The organism is Streptomyces sp. NBC_01241, from assembly GCF_041435435.1.
In the GTDB taxonomy this organism is placed as follows: Bacteria; Actinomycetota; Actinomycetes; order Streptomycetales; family Streptomycetaceae; genus Streptomyces.
Genome location: NZ_CP108494.1, coordinates 6,563,580 through 6,581,951, shown reverse-complemented (window position 1 = coordinate 6,581,951; position 18,372 = coordinate 6,563,580). Strand labels below are relative to the sequence as shown.

Sequence of the window (18,372 nt, the reverse complement as noted above, 5' to 3'; positions counted from 1 at the left end):
CGCCGTCCCAGCAGAAGATGCCTCAGACCGTGAGAGTCAAGTCATCCTGGGTAAGGCTCTGTTGCAGCGCCTCGGTGAGCCGGTCGGCAGCGATCTCGGCATAAGTCTTGCTCTTCTCGACACCGATGAAATCGCGGCCCTCCAACAGCGCCGCGACTCCGGTCGAGCCGGATCCGCAGGTGAAGTCGAGCACCGTGCCTCCCGGCGGAGCGATTTGCACCAGCTCACGCATGACGGAGACGGGCTTCTGTGTGATGTGCTGCCGAGCCTTGCCGCTGGGCTGCGAGGCGCTGTAGAGGCCGGGCAGGTAGACGGGGTTGCGGGCTGCGTCGATCGGCCCGTTGCTGGCCCAGATGATGAATTCGCAGTTCTGGGTGAAGCGTCCCTTCTGCGGCCTAGCCTGTGGCTTGTGCCAGGCGAGCACGCCGCGCCAGAGCCACCCGGCGGCCTGGATGGCATCCGTGGTGATGGGCAGCTGCCGCCAGTCGGTGAACAGCAACGCCGTGCCGCCGACCTTGGTGAGCCGGTGCGCCTCGGTCATGATCTGGGTCAACCAGAAGCCGTACGACCGCTGATCCATGTTCTCGCCTGCGAAGTCCGGCAGCTCATGCCCGGCATCGGCGGAGGTGTACTTCTGCTTCGCGGACCGGGAGGTCCTCTCCTTCGCCGTCCGCCCGCCGCTGTTGTACGGCGGGTCGGTGATCACGGAGTCGACGCAGTTGTCCGGCAGCTCGGCGAGGACGCCGAGTGCGTCGCCCTGGTGCAGGGAAAAAGGCAAAGAGATACCCCAATTCGGTTCGGGTGGCGTGGGATAGACGCTCCGGCTCGCCTGGATGAGACCCGTTGGTCCGAATGCGGGCAAGAAGGCTCCGCGGTCCGCGCAGCGGGGAGGCGAGGGGAGGAGCCAAAACTGTAGGGCACGATCCCCGGTTGAGCGCTATCGACGCCGAAATCCCCGAGACAGAGCCTCGATCAGAGGCGATTTCGGCAACCGGGGATCCGCCCTTACTGTTTTGGAACTGCCGACGAACACCGTCGATGGCACATCCCCGTCCCTGTCCTCACGGAGATTTCCCATGTCCTGGCACACCTGACCCGACGCCCCGTGCCGGTGCGAGCGGCAACTCGCACCCGGGCCCCGATCTACCCACCACCCCGGCCGTCGCGCCCTTTCCTCAACGACGCACGCGCCGCCGGGACTTCACCAAGGACCTCGCTTGTGACATCGCTCTACCCTCCCCTGCCCACTACCCGTCCGCCGGCCCATGACCGTCTGCCGGGAGGCAGGCCGGATTGAAGGGCATAGCCGCCGGCATCGGCGTCGTCGTCCTTTCCCCCCTGCTGCTCGCCGGCACCGCCATGATGATGGCGTCCTCCAGTGAAGCCGCGACGACCGCTTCGTTCAGCGGATGCCTGACCGGCCTCGACACCGCCGAGGTGACCAAGGAAGTCACCAAGATCCTCGACGGCGCCTCCGGCAAGGACATCCACATCCAGGACCTGGACCTTCCGGCCGAGCAGATCCCCAACGCACAGACCATCGTGGCCACCGGCCTGAGCCTCGACGTGCCCAAGAAGGGCCAGATCGTCGCCATCGCCACCGCGATGCAGGAGTCGCGGCTGCGCAACCTGAACTCCGGAGACCGGGACAGCCTCGGCCTCTTCCAGCAGCGCCCCAGCCAGGGGTGGGGCACCGCGCAGCAGATCCGTGACCCGGTGTACGCGTCCGAGCAGTTCTACAAGCACCTACTCAAGGTCGACGGCTGGCAGCAGATGAAGGTCACCCAGGCCGCACAGGCTGTCCAGGCATCTGGCTACCCGGACGCGTACGCGCAGTGGGAGGATCTCGCCACCGCGCTGCAGAAGGCCATCGCCAAGACGTTCCCGAACGCTGGCAAGGACGAGCCCGCCAAGGACAAGGACACGGAGTCCGCGTCCGGCGCCGGCAGCTGCACACCGGACAAGGACGGCACGTCCTTCGGACGGATCCCCGAGGGCAGCGTCCCGAAGGGATACAAGATCCCCAAGGATGCCGACCCCAAGGCACGCGCGGCCATCGAGTGGGCCATGCACCAGCTCGGCACGCTCTACCAGTGGGGCGGGTCGTGCACCGACTCCCACGGCCCTGACCCGATGGGGCGCTGCGACTGCAGTTCGCTGATGCAGCAGGCGTACGCGCAGGCCGAAGTCAAGCTCACCCGCACCACGTACACCCAGGTCAACGAGGGCAAGGCCGTCTCGGCGAAAAGCCTCAAGCCCGGAGACCTGATCTTCAGCCGCGGCACCGCCGCCCGGCCCGAGCATGTCGGGATGTACATGGGCGAGGGCCTCGCCATCGAGGCACCACGCACATCAAAGCCCGTCCGGATCACTCCGATCAAGGACTGGGACATCCTCGCCGCGCGCCGCGTCCTCTGACGACGCACGCCGCCCGGACACCACCCGGGCGGCCCCGCCGGGCCCGCCTCTCGCGCCCCGCGCGCCACTCCCCCCTCCCTTCACCTCTCTTTCGCCGGCCTCTGCCCGGCCCGCGCACGCAAGGAGCCCTGCCACACCCATGCCCATACCTCTTGCAGACCGCGCCGTCGTCTTCCTCGCGTACGACCCAGGCATCTCACCCAAGGGCGGCGGCCTGCCCGGCCTGGCCGTCCTGAAGAACGTCGTCAACTCGATCAATATGTTCGGGATCATCGCCGTTGTCGGCGCCCTTGCCGTCTCACTCGGCGTGTGGGCATGGGGCCACCACACCGGCGGTCACCAGGCCGAGGCCAACGGCAAGAAGGGCGCCGTCGTCGCGGCCGGCGCTGCGCTCGGCCTCGGCGCCGCCAACGGGATCGTGGCGTTCTTCTCCGGCCTGGGGTCGCAGGTCCACTAATGCAGAAACGATTCCCCTCCCTGTCCGGGTACGGCGTGACCTGGTCGGCCAACAAGCGCGTCGCGATCGTCGCCCTGGTCATCACCGCGCTGCTCATCATCGCCGCCACCACCGCGTGGTTCACCGACCGCGGTGAGCACAGCGAGAGCACCAACGCACCGTCCCAGGAGAGCAGTTCCTCACCCTCCGAGGCCGCCCCGAAGCCCGCGGCCGGGTCGGGTTCGGTTCCCAAGCCACCGCAGATCAGCGAACCGGTCGCCTTCGCCAAGGCGGCAGCGGCGATGCTCTGGTCGTACGACACCCGCGACACCGACCGTGACCAGCAGCTCGCAGGCATGGGCGCGTGGATGACCAAGGAGACCAAGTACGCCGACTGGGCGTCCGTCTCCGGCCAGGTACCCGACCCGCTGCTGTGGTCACGCATGGCCGACCAGAACCAGCACGCCACCGGCACGGTCACCGAAGGCCACTACCCCGGCGCGTTCAAGCAGGCGCTCGCCGAGGACCCCTCCGCGATCACCGAGGCGTACATCTACGTGGTCACGGTCAACGGGCGGCAGCAGATCGAGTGGAAGAAGGGCGGCGGCGGAGCCGAGGAGCGTGCCGTGACCCTCGCCGTGCAGTGCCGGCCCAGCCACGACTGCCGCCTGGCCGGCATCGCCCCCAGCGTCACGCAGTGACCCACCCCGCCGATAAGTAAGGAGGACGACTTCCCTTGGGTTTCTGCGACTTCCCTCTCGCGGACAAGCTGTGCACTGTCGGTGAGGCCGTCGATTTCGCGAGCGATCCCGGCAAAGCCATCGGCGACTGGATGGCCAAGAGCGCCGGCGAACTCGCCGCCGCGGCAGCCGACCTGGCAGCCAAGGCTGTCAACGCCACCACCAAGGTGGATTTGAACGCCGGATGGTTCCGCGACAACTACGAGATGCTGCTGCCGATCGGCCTGGTCATCCTGGTTGGGACGTTCTGCGCGCAGCTCATCCGGGCCGCCGTCAAACGCGACGGACAGGCCCTTGCCCAGGCATTCACCGGCACCATGTCGGGCGTCTTGTTCGCCTTTTGCGCCATCGCGCTGACGACGGTCGCCATCGAAGTCGTCGATGCCTTGTCCGACGGCCTGTTCGCCGCATCGCACCTGAACATCGAAACTGCCGTCCGCCGCATCGTGAAGGTGTCCCAGATCGGGGCCCTGTCCGGCCTGGGCTGGCTGGTCGCGGTGTTCGCCGGACTCGGCGCCGCCTGCGGAGCCTTCCTCTACTGGTGCGTCATGATGGTCAGAAAAGTGGGGATTCTGGTCATGGTCACGCTAGCGATCTTCGCCGGCGCGGGCGGCGGCTGGGAGGTCGCCCGCCGGTGGCGCCGGGGCTGGATCGAAGCCACGGCCACCCTCGTGGTCAGCAAGCTGCTGATGACCATCATCTTCGTGCTCGGCATCGCCGCCATGGGCAAGACCGAGGCCAAGGACGGCCTCGGAGCGCTCGCCGACGTCATGGCGGGCATCGTGATCATGGTTCTGGTTCTGCTCTGCCCGTACGCCACGTTCAAATTCGTGCACTGGGCGGCCGAGGGCACGGACGGAGAATCGATTCACCGCGCTGGTGGCGCCGGCGCTCAGCTCGCCCGGCAGCACGCCGAGAAGGCCGGCCGCAAGGCCGCCGCCGCTGCGGCCACCGCCGGCACGGGCGGCGCGGCAGCCGGAGCAGGAGCGGGTGGCGCCCCGCAGGGCCCCGATGCCGCCGGAGGCGGCGGGTTCCCGGGCGACATCGCCGCCAACCCCACCGGGGGCGACAGCGGCAAGGGAGGCCAGGGTTCGCAGGGTTCTTCCGGGGCCGAAGGGCTCAAGAACGGCCTGGAGAAGGCCGTCCAGCCGCCCCCGACCAGTCCCAGCGACGACACCAGCGGTCAGGTAGGCGGTGCCCCCGGAGGGGGCGGCGGTTCCGGATCGCCCTCCGGCGGAGGCAGTGGCTTCATGTCGCAGCCCGGCGCCGGAGCGTCCTCGCCCCCGCCCCAGGGCGCTCCACCGGCACCTGACTCAGGCAGTACCTCCAGCGGGACCGGCGCGCCGCCGCCCCCGCCCGCCGGCCTGTAGCCCCTGCCCGACTCCGGGGCGGCACGCGCCGCGCACTTGCCGCCGCGTGCCGCCCCGGCCACCGCCCGCGCACCCCCGGAACGGCCCTTGTCTGATCTCACCGTCACACCGCTCACCGTCAAATTCCCCCACCGGTCGAAGCGCGGCATCCTGCTCGGCCTGTCGCTGCCCCAACTCGTCCTGGTCTCATGCGCGTTGGCGCTTCTGCTGGCCACCGTGGTCTCCACCGGCCTGCTCGGCGCCATCGCCCTGACACCGTTGTGGGCCGTGGTCGCCGCCTTGGTCGCCATCCGTCGACACGGCCGCTCGCTGATCGACTGGGCGCCGATCGTCGTGCGCTTCGCCCAGCGGCGCCGCACCGGCCAGACCCTGTGGCTCGCCCGGCCCGTCACCCGGCCCCGCCAGGACGGCGTCCTGCATCTGCCCGGCACCGCCGCCTCGCTGCGGGTGGTCACCCCCGGCGACTCCGTCAATGGCGCCGCCGCCGTGCATGACCCGCACCGGCAGACCCTGACCGCCGTCGCCCGGGTCTCCAGCAGGGCCTTCGCCCTTCTCGATCCCGCGACCCAGAACCACAACGTGAGCAGCTGGGGACGCGCGCTCGCTGGCATCGCCCGCACCGGACACGTCGCAACCGTGCAGGTGCTGGAGCGCACCGTGCCCGACAGCGGCGACACCCTCTCCCGTCACTGGAGCCAGCAGGGCCACCCCGAGACACCGGTCGCCGGGCAGGTCTACAGCGATCTGGTCGCCTCCGCAGGGCCCGCCGCCGCCCCGCACGAGGCATACGTGGCGATCTCCCTCGACCTCAAGGCCGCCAAGCGACTAATCAGCCAGGCCGGCGGCGGGCTACCCGGCGCCTTCACCGTGCTTGAACAGACCACCAGCTCCATCGCTCAGGCCGCGCGCAGCGCCGGACTCATGGTGACCGGCTGGCTCTCGGCGCGCGAGATCGCCGCCGTCATCCGCACTGCCTACGACCCCAAGGCACTGTCCGCACTGCAGCAGTGGTCGGAGTCCGGACGGGCAGAAGCCGACCCGGCCGCCGCCGGGCCCGTGGTCCAGGTCGAGGAGTACGACCGGCTCGCCACCGACTCCGCCCGGCACGCCACCTACTGGGTCGAGGACTGGCCCCGCACCGAGACATCCGCCGGCTTCCTGCACGGCCTGATGTTCACCGCCGGAGTCCGGCGCACCCTCTCCCTTATATACGTGCCCCAAGGGCTCGAGTCCGCGATGCGCGACGTCCAGCGCAAGAAGGCCGCCATCATCGCCGACGCGAACGAGAGGTCGCGGCGCGGGCAGGTCGACTCCGAGGCCGACAGCGTGGAGTACGCGGACGTCAAGACCCGCGAGCGCCAGCTGATCGCCGGACACGCCGATGTGGCCCTGACCGGGCTCCTCACCGTCTCCGCCGAGACCGACGCTCTGCTCGACGCCGCCTGCGCGCAGATCGAGACCGCTGCCGTCACCGCCCAGGTCGACCTGCGGCGCTTGAACTTCCAGCAGCCCGATGCTTTCACGCTCGGCGCCCTGCCGCTCGCCCGCACGGCCCTGTAGCCCCCCGCCCGGCCACCCGCCGACGTCCTGCCACCGCGGCAGGAAGGAACTCTTCCCCTTTGACCTCTGCCATCCCCGTCGGCGACGCGTACCCGTACCTGCGGGCCGCCAGCGCCGGCATCCGCCACCACACACGCGCCCGCGCCCCGCGCGCTGAACGCCCCGCCTCACCTGCGGACCGCGTGCACCTCGACGTGCTGCACGCCCATCTGACCTCGCTGCACCAGCTGCTCGACCAGCTCGCCGACACCACCCGGCCGCCGCATCCCGCCGCCGGCCGACATCTGGCCACCGCGCACACCCGGCTGTGGCAGGCCACCGCCGCCGTGCACGACGCCTTCCACCTCCTGCCCGTGGCGGACGCGGCCCCGACGGAAACCGAGTGCCACCCGGAGCGGCTCCCCGAGGGACCGCCCGTCCTGACCATCTGCCAGCGCCACCTCGCCGCCGGCCACGTCGTCCGCCGCAAGACCACTCCGGCCGACCTCAACGCCCCGGCACCCGGCCACACCACCACCTGCGCCCAGTAACCCGCTCCACCGAAAGGCCCTGCATGCGCAAGCTCAAGCGCTCCACCTCCACCGCCGCCCTCCTCGCCACCCTCGCCGGCACGGCCGCGCTGGCCACCGCCACGCCTGCATCCGCCGCCAGCTACCACTGCACGACCAGCAGCTACACCGTCGACGACCCGTCGTACACCGGCCCCGACTCCGACAACTGGGACTTCGACGTGCGGCTCTGCGCCAAGCGGAGCGGCGGCTACATCTACACCACCGCCACGGTCAACTGGGACGGCCCCTACGCGGCCAACCAGCACAGCAGCCTCACCTTCAACAATGCGCGCTTCCACTTGCAGACCAAGAAGTCCACCGCCGGCACGGACCCGGTCGTGAAGTACGCCAACTACACCGGCTTGGAGAACGCGCTCGAACACAGCAGCGGCAACGGCAACGGGAGCTACAAGACCGGAACCCTCAAGACCAAGGCCAGCGGCCGGTACCAGTACCTCGCCGACGGCTACATCGAGCTGGACTGGTCGGGCGACGGCACGGGCTACCGCAAGCCGCTCCTGTTCAGCGCCTCCCCCCGCGTCTGACCCCCGCACCGCTCCAGACCGCCACCCTGTGAAAGCCGCCCTGCCATGAGTCACCGGCCCGCGCGCCGAGCCCGCCGCGCCAGCGCCAGCCCCCTGTTCACCCCGCATGGCACCGACCGCGCCGCCCGGAAAGCCGCCCGCCGGCAACTCGCCGAAGCCGCCGCGAAGGCCCGCGTCGAAGCAGCCGCCCACACCACCGGAGCCGGGGCGGAGGAGCAGGAGATGCCGTCGCCGCTCTTCCCGCCCGCAGGCCGCCCCGGCCCGGCGTCCTCCCGCAACAACAAGATCAAGTTGCCTGCCCACCGCATGACCACGGCCACCGCGAGCGGGGCGTACCCCTTCCTCGCCGAGGGCGGGCTGGGGGCCGAGGGCATCTACATCGGCCGTGACGTGCACGCCGAAGCCTCCTTCTGTTTCGACCCGTTTGCTCTGTACGGCAAGATCGACGGCTTCACCAACCCCAACGTGCTGTTGGCCGGGGTCATCGGACAGGGCAAGTCCGCGCTCGCCAAGAGCTTCGCGCTGCGCTCCATCGCCTTCGGCTACCGCGTCTACGTCCCATGTGATCCCAAGGGAGAGTGGACGCCCGTGGCGCAGGCGCTGGGCGGCACCTCCATCGCGCTCGGACCGGGGCTGCCAGGCAAGCTGAACCCGCTGGACGCAGCGCCGCGGCCCAACAGCGTCTCCGAGGCCGACTGGGCGGGCGAGATCCGCAAAAGGCGTCTGCTGCTGCTCGGCTCCCTGGCCCGCACCGTGCTCGGGCGGGACCTTCTGCCGATGGAGCACACCGGCCTCGACGTCGCCCTGGACGCCGTCGTCACCCGCGCCGCCGCGAGCGGACGCACCCCGCTGCTCGGCGACATCGCCGCCACCCTCAACAACCCCGACGAACTCGACACGGCCGGCGGCGTCATGTCCGGCCGCCTCGGCGACGCCTCCCGCGACCTCGCCCACGCCATGCGCCGCCTCGTCCACGGCGACCTCGCCGGAATGTTCGACGCCCCCAGCACCGTGGCCTTCGACCCCAACTCGCCCATGCTGACGATCGACCTGTCCCGTCTCGGCGGCTCCGGCGACGACACCGCACTCGTCCTCGCCATGACGTGCGCCTCCGCGTGGATGGAATCCGCGCTGTCCGACCCGAACGGCGGCCGGCGCTGGATCGTCTACGACGAGGCATGGCGGTTGATGCGCCACCCCGGCCTGCTCGCGAGGATGCAGTCCCAGTGGAAGCTGAGCCGCGGCCTGGGCATCGCCAACTTGATGGTGATCCACCGGCTGTCCGACCTGCTCACCGCCGGCGACGCCGGATCCCGCGGACGTGCCTTGGCCGAGGGCCTGCTCGCCGACTGCTCCACCCGCATCATTTACCGGCAGGAGACCGACCAACTACACGCCGCCGCAGCGCTGTTGGGGCTGACCTCGGTCGAAGCCGACGCGATCTCGCATCTCAACCGCGGCAGGGGCTTGTGGAAGGTCGCCGGACGATCCTTCATCGTTCAACATCTGCTACATCCGCACGAATTGGCCCTTTCCGATACGGATGCCCGAATGCATTGATCGTCCGTCGAGACGTGCCAGCCGTCCCTCAATCCCCGGATCCCCACCTTCATGGACAACCCAACCAGCCTTCCACCATCCGCCGGCCCCGGCTCCCAGATGGTGCACGAATCCCTCGGCGCCTCGCCTCGGTTCCTTGGTCGCCTGCACACCGAAGGCCCCGAGCTGGTCATCGCCGATCTCGTCCACACGGCCGCGCGCCACCTGGACCACGTACACGAGCAGTTCACCGCCACCACCCAGAACGCGGCATCCGTTCTTACGCGCGCCGCTGCCGGGAACACGTCGATCAACTCCCTGGGTGTCCTGCAGAACAGAGGCACACAGATCGACATCCTCGCCGCACGTCGGGACGACGCAGTCGACCGGCTCAAGGAAACCATCGATGCCTACCGGCAGGTGACAGCCTCCGAGGACGCCGCCTCCCGGGCGCACCGCCCAAGCGCCGTGCCCGCTTCGGCGCCCACGATCACGCCACCTGCCCGCGTGGCGCGCGGCAGATAGGCCCGCTTCACCACTCCGTCAGGAGCCCATGCCCTCAGCACGCACCGACCTGGACATCTTCGCCGCCGGCCTGGCCGACCGCCTGCCGGGCGCTTGGACCAGTGAATACCACCGTCACCTCACCTACCCCGACCAGTTCCCCGTGGCCGTCCAGATCTGGGACACCGGCCACGTCAGCTACGTCGCCACCGGATTCGTGCTCGGACACGACGCTGTACTGCACGGCCCGGATCAGCAGCACCTCTATCTCGCCGACCGGCCGCGCTATCCGCACCAGTTCGTCGTCGCCCCGCTCGAGCCCGACGACGCCGCCATCAAGCCGCACCATTTCGACGGGGTCGAAGAGCCGAACGGCATCGTCGTCCCCAACGATCCCGCGCGCGCCGCAGCCCTCATCGCCCGCAGGGTCCTGCCCCGCTATGAGCAGGCCCGCCAGGCGGTACGCCGCAACGCCGCCGAGCAGCCCGAGCCCCCACATCGGCAGGCTCCGCCGCAGGTCGCCGGCCGACCGTCGACGACCTGCACCGTTGGGCCGCCTACGACGCGCGAGAGTTCAGCGAATCGCTCCCCACCGGGGACGCCGGTCACAGCATCAGTAACTGGACCCAGCAGGTCTACCGTGCGCGCTCGGCCGCCGAGTTGAACACCGTCGCGCAGGCCGTCCTCGGCGACGGGCACAGCGGTCTCGGCGAGCTGCACCTGTTCTTGGAGACCGCGGCCGAGTGGTGCGAGCGCAACCAGGAACCGGGCTTCGCCGCCCGCTACCGCCAGCACGCCGAGGAGCTGTCCGCACTCGGTGATCAGCTCGCCTACCTGAGCGAGGACCACCTGGCCAGCATCTACCGGCGCCCGAACCGATCAGCACCCGCGCAACCCGCGCCGTCCGTAGCGGCGGCACCTGCCACGCCGGCAGCGCCCACGCGCCGCACCTCCCGCTGACCCACCCCGCCCACGACAGGAAGATCCTCTGTCCACTCGTTCTGTCATCGCCCGCCCCACCGGCACTACCGGCTACGCCGGAACGTACGTCCACTGGGACGGCTACCCCAGTCATCAACTGCCGCTGCTGCTCGCCGCACACCAGAACCGGTTCGCCGGCGACACCGACGCCCTGGCCGCATACCTCATCGACGACGCACCAGAAGGCTGGTCCTACCTCGGCACCGAACTCCTCGACGGAGCACCCGAGGCCCTGCGCCAGCACCTCGTCGGCGGGCACGACGAACCCGGTAAGCGATACCCGGCCCGCGCGAACGAACCGCCGCTGATCTACACCGAGCGGACGGCATCGCGACTGAACTGGGGTTATGTCCTCCACCCGCACGGCATCGAGGTGATCGGCGAGCCCGGCGCGGGACGCGGCCCCCTCGTCGCGTGGGGCACCGACCCCCGCGTGCGGTTCCGCGACACCGCCTGCCTGTGGCGGCCCGACCGGCCGATCCCCGCCACCACGCCGCCTCGCGCCACCGCCCGTACGCCCGGCACCCCAGCCCAGCCGATGACCGCCCCGACGGCGCGCCCCCGCTCACACTGACCAGCCCCACCCCAGGAGACCGATCTGTCCACCCGTGCGGTCATCGCCCGCCCCACCTCCACCGGCTACGCCGGCATGTACGTCCACTTCGACGGCTACCCCGACAGCAAACTCCCGTTGCTGCTGGCCGCCTTCCGATACCGGTTCGCCGGTGACCTGGAGGCGATGGCCCGGCACCTGATCGACGAGGTCCACATCGGCTGGGAGGAGCTGGGCACGGATCTCCTCGACGGCGCACCCGACGCGCTGCGCCGCTCGCTGACCGGGGGCGATGAGTTCCCCAGCCGTCAGCTCACCAACGTGTACAACACCGACGGCACCCCGGCCGAGCGTGAACTGATCACCCAGGACGACACCGGCGACCTGGAGTGGGCCTACGTCCTGCGCGAGACCGGCATCGAAGTGATCGGCCTGCTGGCGTACGACCGCGGACCCGTCGTCGGGTGGGACACCGACCCGCGCAGCCGTATCCGCACCGACCCCGGCGCATGGAACCCGGATTCCCAGGCTCCGGTCGTGCCGCCGCGCGTCGCCCCGCGCCTGTCCGCCACCGCTCCCTCATCGGCCCCGGCGTCCCGCAAGTCCGCCCGCCGGTAGCCCCCGGAAGACCGCACCGTCCCGATCCACGCCTGTCCGGAGAAGCCCTCTGTCCCCGCACTCTCACCCGAAGATCACCGTGGTCATCGCGACCCAACTCCGCCCAGAACGACTGGCGTTCCTCACTGCCATGCACGCCAGTCTGTGCCGCCAGAGCGTCCCGTGGGAGGCCGTCGTCGCCCTTGATGGGGCCGACCCCACCCGGCTGCCCGCCGCCCTCGCCGCCGACCCGCGCGTCCGCATCCTCGCCCTGCCCCGCCCGGTCGGCGCCGCATGCGCCCGCAACCTGGCTCTCAACGACGTCCGGACCAAGTACGTGAACTGGGCGGATGACGACGACGAGTTCACCGACTGGGCCATGGCGCTGCGGCTGCGCACCTTGGAGGAGACCGGGGTGGGATGGTGTGCCGGATACAGCGAGGACCTGCACGACGGTTCCACGACCCTGTGGCGGTGTCCGACACCGCCCGGCCGGCATGAGGCCGGAGACGTATGGCGGTACTGGAAGGACCCGGCCGACACCATCCCGCTCGGCCCGACCACCCTCCTGGCCCGAACCGACCTGGTGCGCGCGGCACCCATGGGCGGCCTCGTGCAGGGCGAGGACTACTGCGCCCTCGCCGTCACCTGCCTCGCCCCGGGGATACTGCTGCCCGTTCCGGTCTACCGGTACCGCAAGCACCCCGCGCAGATGACGGCGCAGGACTCCTACGACGAGCTGGAAGAAAGGGCGCGAGTCTTCGCCCACGGTTTTGGTGCCAGCCTGCACGCCGCAGCGCACCCTCGCCGCGATGCCGCCTCCTCCCTCGCGTAGTTGAGGCCCCCGTTTCGCCACCCGCTCCCCGATCCCACCGGAAGAACCATGCCCAACGACCCCGACCAGGACAGGCCCGGGGAGAAGATCCTCATCTCTCCCCGCTATCTGGCCGCCAGCCTCCCTACCGACCACCAGCAGCTCCTCGACATCTTTGCCGAGGAAACCGCGTGGAGCGCACACACCGATGCGTCGTCGTTGACCGTCACCAGCCCCTGCCGGCGCATCACGATCCGCCACGACCAAGCAGCCGTGGGCCGAGGCCCTCACATGGTGATCACGGCACGTACCGACGAAGAATCGGCTGAGCGCTGGCGTGCGGATATCGGGGGTTTCGTGCCGATTGAATGTGTCGCCAGGCTCCTCGGCACCCTGGCCGGCGAACTGGCCACCGATCCGGATCACGTCGTCTACGGCATCGGCGCCGAGCCCGGCCTGCTGGAGCTCTACGTCGACGCCGACTCCTGGACCCACTTCGACGACTTCGGACTCTCCGGATTCATCTCGCACGACGGACACGCTGCCGTGGTCAGCCGCCCCGTGGACTCGTCGGCGCCGCCCATCCACGGAGACACATCCGTCACCTGGCACCTGGCCGCCTCCCCAGAAGACCTCGGTCACCTGTGGGACATCTCGTTCACGGACAAGACGCCGCCCTTGCTCCTGCACGCGGTCGCCGCCGAAACGCTCGATCCCCGGCCCACTCTGCGCTCCACGTCCTTCCCGTTCCCCGCCGCCGTCGCCCCGCTGGTGACCATCGAACGCCTCTCATCGCCATCCCGGCGTCCCACGGCGCAGCCTCCCCACGGCGGGCCGCCACGCAGCACCGAGCCCAAGCGCGCCCCGAAGACCCGCTGAGCCCTGTCCCTCTGGACGAACACGCTCCTGCGGACTCGACCCACCAGGACCTTGATGCCCAACGCCACCGCCGAGATCACCCTCACCACCAGCCGCCACCTGGGCCTGGTCGCCATCACGCACGGCGAGAAGTACCAGCAGGCCAACCGGGCACTGGAAGAAGCCGGATTCGCGCGCCTGTCCAACGGTGCGTCCATCGCCCCGCTGACCGATCCGCAGGCCGCGCGACGCACCGCCAGCGCTCTGGTGCATCACGCCCACGCACATGGCGCCACCATCACCACCAGCACCCGGCCCTACCTCGGCGACTTCGGCACCGAGATTGCCGCACAACTGCCCGGCACCTGGAGTGCCGAACTGGAGATCTACTCCCACCCGCTGTGGCAGGAAGACCTCTGGCCCATGCTGTGGGAGGCCGGCGAGATGTACCGGGCCCTCGAAGACCACCGCATCCCGTTCGCGTCCGTCCTGAAGAACGGCTCGGGCACCGAGCTGCTGCTGATCGAGCGTCCAGGCCACCGCAGCGGCTACCTCCTGGGCGCGCTCACCGACCGGGAGCAAGAGGACCCGCACGATGACCCGACCACGCCGCACAGCATCGTGCTGCCCGCAGATCCCGGTCTCGCCGCCCGCGCCGTCGCGGACACGTTCCTGCCCGCCCTGCACCACCAGGACCTGAACAACGTCCTGCGTGCCCTGGAGCGCATCCGGGAAGAACACGAGACCCTCCAGGTGATCAAGGAATCCGGCCGGTACAGCGATGGCGTCCCGCTCCGCGACTCCCGCCTGATCGGGGGAATGGAAAGGGACTTCGCCAACCACGCCTGGCTGTCCTACCGCGCCGTGCTCGAACACGCGCCGCTCCTGCTCACCCGCTGCCGTCCAGCCGCCACCCCCTGGCCCGAAGACGCCGCGGCCCTGACCCGTCTGCGCGAGGCGCTCGCCTTCAGCCAGGACGCCTGGGACGAATGGAACGACCTGCGTCAGGAGTTGTACTCGATTCCCCGCACGCTGCCGGCCCATGAATGGAGTCAGGTCCGCGGGCAACTCGGCCTCGCCGTCCTGCCCGCGATCGAGACGTGGCTCGCCGACAGCGAAGCGTTCGAGCGCCAGGCCCGCGCCGCCGTACCGGGTGGGCCGGCCGCGCTGTCCGCGCCCACCCCGCGACTCCTTACCCCCCGCCCCGCGCCGCTGCCCGCCCCGCGCTCCGCGCCGGCGCACCGCTGATCGCTCACAGAAAGGATTCGCCCCTGTCTGACCACTTCCGCTTCGGCGCCCATCCCGACCACGGCTTCGTGGCCGCCGCGACCGCGAACATCCCCGCGCACCTCGCCGACTGGTTCCTGGTCCGTGAACAGTTCGAGCCCGTCCCCGACACCCCGGGTCTGTACCGGCTCACCCACCCCGAGCAGGACGGTATCCGCCGTACCCGCCAGGCCGTGCACGACCTTCGTCGGCACGGCTACGAGGTCCAGGCCGACTACTCCCTCGAGCCGGGCCGCAGCGCCAGCCCACCGCAGCCCGCTGTACGCAACGGGCTGATGGAGCGCCGCAACCGCATCGCGCAGGCCGCAGCCACCCGGTCCCCGCAGCGGCTCACCGCCCCGACCACCACGATCCCCGGGGCTGCGCCGCAACCCGCCTCCGTCCCCGTCAACGGCCGTGCCCAGACGGCCGGGAAGGGGCTGGGCCGATGAACGGCGAACCGATCCGCATCATCCGCGGCCTGGGCGGCCAAGTCGAAGTCGAAGTCGAAGGTGCGGTCGACGCCTTCGCCGCGAGCGTCCTGGCCCGCGCCGGATTCGACACCTACCCCACGCTGCGGGGCGTGTGGATCCGGTTGCCCTTCGACCTGGGCCGTACCTGGGAGAACGAGCACGCCAGCTGGGCGGCCGAGATGCTCACCGCCGCCCGCTACCACGTCGACCTCGACCAGGACCTTCGCGTCGCCCCGCCCTCGGCGAGCGCACCGTCGGCGCAGCGCCGCACGAAGGCCGCCATGACTGTGCAGTCCGCACCCCCGGGCGCCTCGCGGCGGCAGCGCCGCTGATCCGACGCCCCCGACACGAAAGCCCGCCGTCCTGACTTCCTCCGCCGCCATCACCCTCCACCTCGCCGCAGGCAACACCATCGTCGCGCTCCCCAGCGGCGAGCGGCACCGGTGGGCCACCACCGCCCTGGAACTGGCCGGGTTCGCCCGGCACCAGGACGAGGCCCATCGGCTGCCCCTCGGCGACCATGTCCAAGCACGTGCGGCGCTCACCCGGCTCCACGAGACGGCCCGCGACTGCCAGGCCAAGGTCATCACCAGTGAGCGTCCCTATCTTGGCGACGTCGCGCACGTCGTCGCCGAGGGCCTGCCCGGCCCGTGGGAGGTGGAGATCGAGCACTACCCGGACGGATCCATCCCGGCGCACCTGCTGGACTGGGTGTGGGAGGCCAGCCCCGTGCTGTCCGCGCTGTCGAAGTACCGCTCCTCCTGTGCGGCGATCCGGCGCGACGGCGGCGGCACCGAACTTCTCCTGACCGAACGTCCCTGGGATGGCAGCTACTTGGTCGGCACCCTGCTTCCCTCCCCTGACCACGTCCACGTAGTCGGGACCGGTGCGCCGCGCACCATCATCGCCACCACCGCCCACGGGGCCGCTGCCGACGCGCGCTCACGCCTCCTGCCGGAATTCGAGCAACTGGTGCTCCTGGCGCGGCTGCGCGAAGTGCAGGAGGACCTGCACTGGGTGCGAGATGCCGAGCCGGGGACCGTGCCCACCGTGGACCTGGACGCCGCGCTGGACCGATTTCTCACCCACGCGCCCTACCTGATCGAGGCAACTCGCCGGGGCGACGGCAAGCCCCTGGCCGTACCGGAGACGGGTGTCCTCGTCCGCTTCGAAATCCTCCTTGCCCGGGTTCAGGCCGATGTCGGCGCCCGAGACAACGGGGAGCCGGGCGGCATGGACGAAGCGATGGCCCTGTGGCTCGAGTCCGGCGAAGACCTGGTCGACGTGGTCCGGGCCACCACCGTCGGTCCGGCCGAGGAGCCCTCCCGCCCGGCCGTCGCCACCGCCACGCCGCCCAAGCCTCCGACAGCGGTCGCTGCTCCCGGACGGACCCGCTGACCTTCCACTGCCGCCGCCCAGCCCAGACCGATCACGGAAAGCACCCGCGTTGAATTCCCGTACCAGCCGCCCGCCGGCCCGCTCCGCCTCCCGGCCGCTGCTCGCCGAGCGCCACGTCGCCCGGCTGCTGGTGGGCACCCTGGTCGGGCGGCTGCCCAACGGCATGGCCCCCGTCGCAATCCTCCTCCTGATCGCCGAGCAGGGCGGATCCCTCGCGGCCGGCGGGCTGCTGTGCGCGCTGTACGGGCTGGCCAGCGCCATCGGACAGCCGGCCCTGGGACGGATGGTCGACCGTCGCGGACAGACCCCGGTGACGGCCGCCGCCGTCCTGATCACCACGGTCTGTCTCCTGCTGCTGCCGTACTTCGACGCCGTCCTCCAGCCGGCGCTCGCGGCCGGCCTCGTGGTCCTCGCGGGTCTGAGCACGCCCCCGCTGGAGGCGAACCTGCGCGCACTGTGGGGCGCCGTGCTGCCGCATCCCGAGCGGCGGCGTGCCGCCCTCGCGCTCGACACCGGAGCCCAAGGGCTGATCTACGTCGCCGGCCCGCCACTGGTCGCCCTGCTGTCCGCCGTGCAATGTCCCGGCGTGGCCATGACGGTCACCGCGGTGCTGGGACTGCTCGGCGCAACCACGGTGCTCAGTGCCGCGCCGTCCAGGGCGTGGCGTCCCGCCGTCGCACGTGCCGGGGGATTCCTCGGGCCCTTGCAGCATGGCGGGCTGCGGCTGCTGTTCCTCGCCGTCGGCGGTGTCGGCTTCGCCTTGGGTTCGATGAACGTGTGGGCGGTGGCGATGGCCGACCGGCACGGCATGGCGCTGCTGTCCGGACTGATCCCCGCAGCACTGTCCATCGGCAGCCTCGTCGGCGGCATCCTGTACGGCCGATGCCGCTGGCCGGGCCGTCTGAGCAGTCAACTCGCCACCGCAGCACTTCTGTTCACCGCAACCTGGGTGCCGCTCACCTTGGACCCCGGCCCGCTCGCCGCGACCGTGTTCACGGCGCTGCCGGGCCTCTTCCTCACCGCGCTGATCACCAGCGCGTTCCTGACCGTGGACGCGCTGGCCCCCGCCGGCACCCACACCGAGGCGTACGCCTGGCTGATCGCCGCGGTCGGCACCGGGCAGGCCGCGGGCACGGCCCTCGCGGGCGTCCTGTCCACCGGCCCGTCCGCCGCCGCGCTCCCGGCCGCCGGAGCCGTCGCCTGCCTGGGAGTACTGCTCGGCGCCCGCCGTCGCCTCGCCACCCCGGGCAAACCGCGTCCCCGTGGACGGCACCGCCGCGCCCCGGCCCACGCCGCGCATCGCTGACCCTCGCGGGACTACCACGCGATCCGGCCAGACCCGACCCCACGCACCGTTGATGTGCTGGAGGCTCCGGGCCCGCCTCGCCTTCGCCCAACACCCCACCGCTTTCCCGCCACCACCGATAGGAGATCCGCCTTGCCCGAAGCACCAGCAGAGCCGTTCATGACGATCCGGCACACCATCACCGGCGAGATCACCACCACCGGCTACAACGCCGCCGCCCGGCGGATCCTGCTCCAGGCCGGCTTCGAAGAGACGCCAGGCTGCGCCTGCCGAGCGACGGAACCCGGTACGGAGCGGACGCACGGGCCTGCTCGGCAGCCAGCGAGCTGCTCGTCGCCGGCCATCCCGTGCACCTGGACCGAGCCCTCGGTCGGCCGGTGAGCGCCGACGGTACGCCCCGGTTGGCCCGGTCGCCGATGTCGGCACAGTCCGTGATGCGCTCCGAGAGCGGCCAGCCTCTCCA

The 18,372-nt window shown here is 70.8% G+C and carries 22 protein-coding genes; 21 read left to right on the top strand and 1 reads right to left on the bottom strand.

All coding sequences use genetic code 11. The annotated features are described in order from the left end of the window. Positions 1-22 precede the first annotated feature (22 nt). Positions 23-778, bottom strand: coding sequence for a DNA-methyltransferase (locus OG306_RS29605; RefSeq protein ID WP_371665765.1), 756 nt, complete (start codon positions 776-778; stop codon positions 23-25). Positions 779-1,293: 515 nt separating this feature from the next. Here OG306_RS29605 and OG306_RS29600 point away from each other — a divergent pair. From OG306_RS29600 to OG306_RS29500, 21 genes are all read left to right on the top strand, one after another. Next, positions 1,294-2,418: a C40 family peptidase gene (locus tag OG306_RS29600; RefSeq protein WP_371665764.1), complete on the top strand. Its 1,125-nt coding sequence runs from the start codon at positions 1,294-1,296 to the stop codon at positions 2,416-2,418. A 139-nt stretch (positions 2,419-2,557) separates the two neighbouring features. After that, positions 2,558-2,875 (top strand): DUF6112 family protein, encoded by a 318-nt coding sequence (locus OG306_RS29595; RefSeq protein WP_054102483.1) that lies wholly within the window; start codon positions 2,558-2,560, stop codon positions 2,873-2,875. Next, positions 2,875-3,555: a SipW-dependent-type signal peptide-containing protein gene (locus OG306_RS29590; protein ID WP_371665763.1), complete on the top strand. Its 681-nt coding sequence runs from the start codon at positions 2,875-2,877 to the stop codon at positions 3,553-3,555. Before OG306_RS29595 ends, OG306_RS29590 begins: the two co-directional genes overlap by 1 nt. A 35-nt stretch (positions 3,556-3,590) precedes the next feature. After that, entirely contained in the window at positions 3,591-4,964 is a 1,374-nt protein-coding gene (locus OG306_RS29585; protein ID WP_371665762.1) for an SCO6881 family protein, read from the top strand. A gap of 87 nt (positions 4,965-5,051) precedes the next feature. Then, complete coding sequence (locus OG306_RS29580) at positions 5,052-6,524, top strand: SCO6880 family protein (protein ID WP_097922835.1); 1,473 nt, start codon at positions 5,052-5,054, stop codon at positions 6,522-6,524. 59 nt (positions 6,525-6,583) lie between these two features. Beyond that, complete coding sequence (locus tag OG306_RS29575; RefSeq protein WP_097242955.1) at positions 6,584-7,054, top strand: DUF6238 family protein; 471 nt, start codon at positions 6,584-6,586, stop codon at positions 7,052-7,054. A 23-nt stretch (positions 7,055-7,077) separates the two neighbouring features. Further along, entirely contained in the window at positions 7,078-7,620 is a 543-nt protein-coding gene (locus tag OG306_RS29570; RefSeq protein WP_371665761.1) for a hypothetical protein, read from the top strand. A 45-nt stretch (positions 7,621-7,665) separates the two neighbouring features. Further along, positions 7,666-9,180, top strand: coding sequence for an ATP-binding protein (locus tag OG306_RS29565; protein ID WP_371665760.1), 1,515 nt, complete (start codon positions 7,666-7,668; stop codon positions 9,178-9,180). 51 nt (positions 9,181-9,231) lie between these two features. Next, the gene (locus tag OG306_RS29560) at positions 9,232-9,684 is read left to right on the top strand and encodes a hypothetical protein (RefSeq protein ID WP_371665759.1); all 453 of its coding nucleotides are present in this window, start codon (positions 9,232-9,234) and stop codon (positions 9,682-9,684) included. Positions 9,685-9,712: 28 nt separating this feature from the next. Then, positions 9,713-10,327, top strand: coding sequence for a hypothetical protein (locus OG306_RS29555; protein ID WP_371665758.1), 615 nt, complete (start codon positions 9,713-9,715; stop codon positions 10,325-10,327). After that, positions 10,324-10,623 carry a hypothetical protein gene (locus OG306_RS29550; protein ID WP_371665757.1) on the top strand — a complete coding sequence of 100 codons (300 nt, stop codon included), beginning with the start codon at positions 10,324-10,326 and terminating at the stop codon, positions 10,621-10,623. The genes OG306_RS29555 and OG306_RS29550 overlap by 4 nt, the downstream gene beginning before the upstream one ends. A 394-nt stretch (positions 10,624-11,017) precedes the next feature. Continuing rightward, complete coding sequence (locus OG306_RS29545) at positions 11,018-11,218, top strand: hypothetical protein (protein WP_371665756.1); 201 nt, start codon at positions 11,018-11,020, stop codon at positions 11,216-11,218. A 75-nt stretch (positions 11,219-11,293) separates the two neighbouring features. Then, positions 11,294-11,815 (top strand): hypothetical protein, encoded by a 522-nt coding sequence (locus OG306_RS29540; RefSeq protein WP_371665755.1) that lies wholly within the window; start codon positions 11,294-11,296, stop codon positions 11,813-11,815. A 79-nt stretch (positions 11,816-11,894) separates the two neighbouring features. Next, positions 11,895-12,629 carry a glycosyltransferase family 2 protein gene (locus OG306_RS29535; RefSeq protein WP_371665754.1) on the top strand — a complete coding sequence of 245 codons (735 nt, stop codon included), beginning with the start codon at positions 11,895-11,897 and terminating at the stop codon, positions 12,627-12,629. Positions 12,630-12,677: 48 nt separating this feature from the next. Continuing rightward, positions 12,678-13,487 carry a DUF317 domain-containing protein gene (locus OG306_RS29530; RefSeq protein WP_371665753.1) on the top strand — a complete coding sequence of 270 codons (810 nt, stop codon included), beginning with the start codon at positions 12,678-12,680 and terminating at the stop codon, positions 13,485-13,487. 54 nt (positions 13,488-13,541) lie between these two features. Further along, positions 13,542-14,714, top strand: a complete 1,173-nt coding sequence (locus OG306_RS29525) for a hypothetical protein (RefSeq protein ID WP_371665752.1) — start codon at positions 13,542-13,544, stop codon at positions 14,712-14,714. A gap of 68 nt (positions 14,715-14,782) precedes the next feature. Continuing rightward, on the top strand, positions 14,783-15,184 hold the full coding sequence (locus OG306_RS29520; protein WP_371665751.1) for a hypothetical protein: 402 nt from the start codon (positions 14,783-14,785) through the stop codon (positions 15,182-15,184). Continuing rightward, positions 15,181-15,537: a hypothetical protein gene (locus OG306_RS29515; RefSeq protein WP_371665750.1), complete on the top strand. Its 357-nt coding sequence runs from the start codon at positions 15,181-15,183 to the stop codon at positions 15,535-15,537. The genes OG306_RS29520 and OG306_RS29515 overlap by 4 nt, the downstream gene beginning before the upstream one ends. Before the next feature lie 325 nt (positions 15,538-15,862). Next, on the top strand, positions 15,863-16,603 hold the full coding sequence (locus OG306_RS29510; RefSeq protein ID WP_371665749.1) for a hypothetical protein: 741 nt from the start codon (positions 15,863-15,865) through the stop codon (positions 16,601-16,603). A 49-nt stretch (positions 16,604-16,652) separates the two neighbouring features. After that, on the top strand, positions 16,653-17,909 hold the full coding sequence (locus OG306_RS29505) for an MFS transporter (RefSeq protein WP_371665748.1): 1,257 nt from the start codon (positions 16,653-16,655) through the stop codon (positions 17,907-17,909). 159 nt (positions 17,910-18,068) lie between these two features. After that, positions 18,069-18,290: a hypothetical protein gene (locus OG306_RS29500; RefSeq protein WP_016572176.1), complete on the top strand. Its 222-nt coding sequence runs from the start codon at positions 18,069-18,071 to the stop codon at positions 18,288-18,290. The last annotated feature ends 82 nt before the right edge of the window (positions 18,291-18,372 follow it).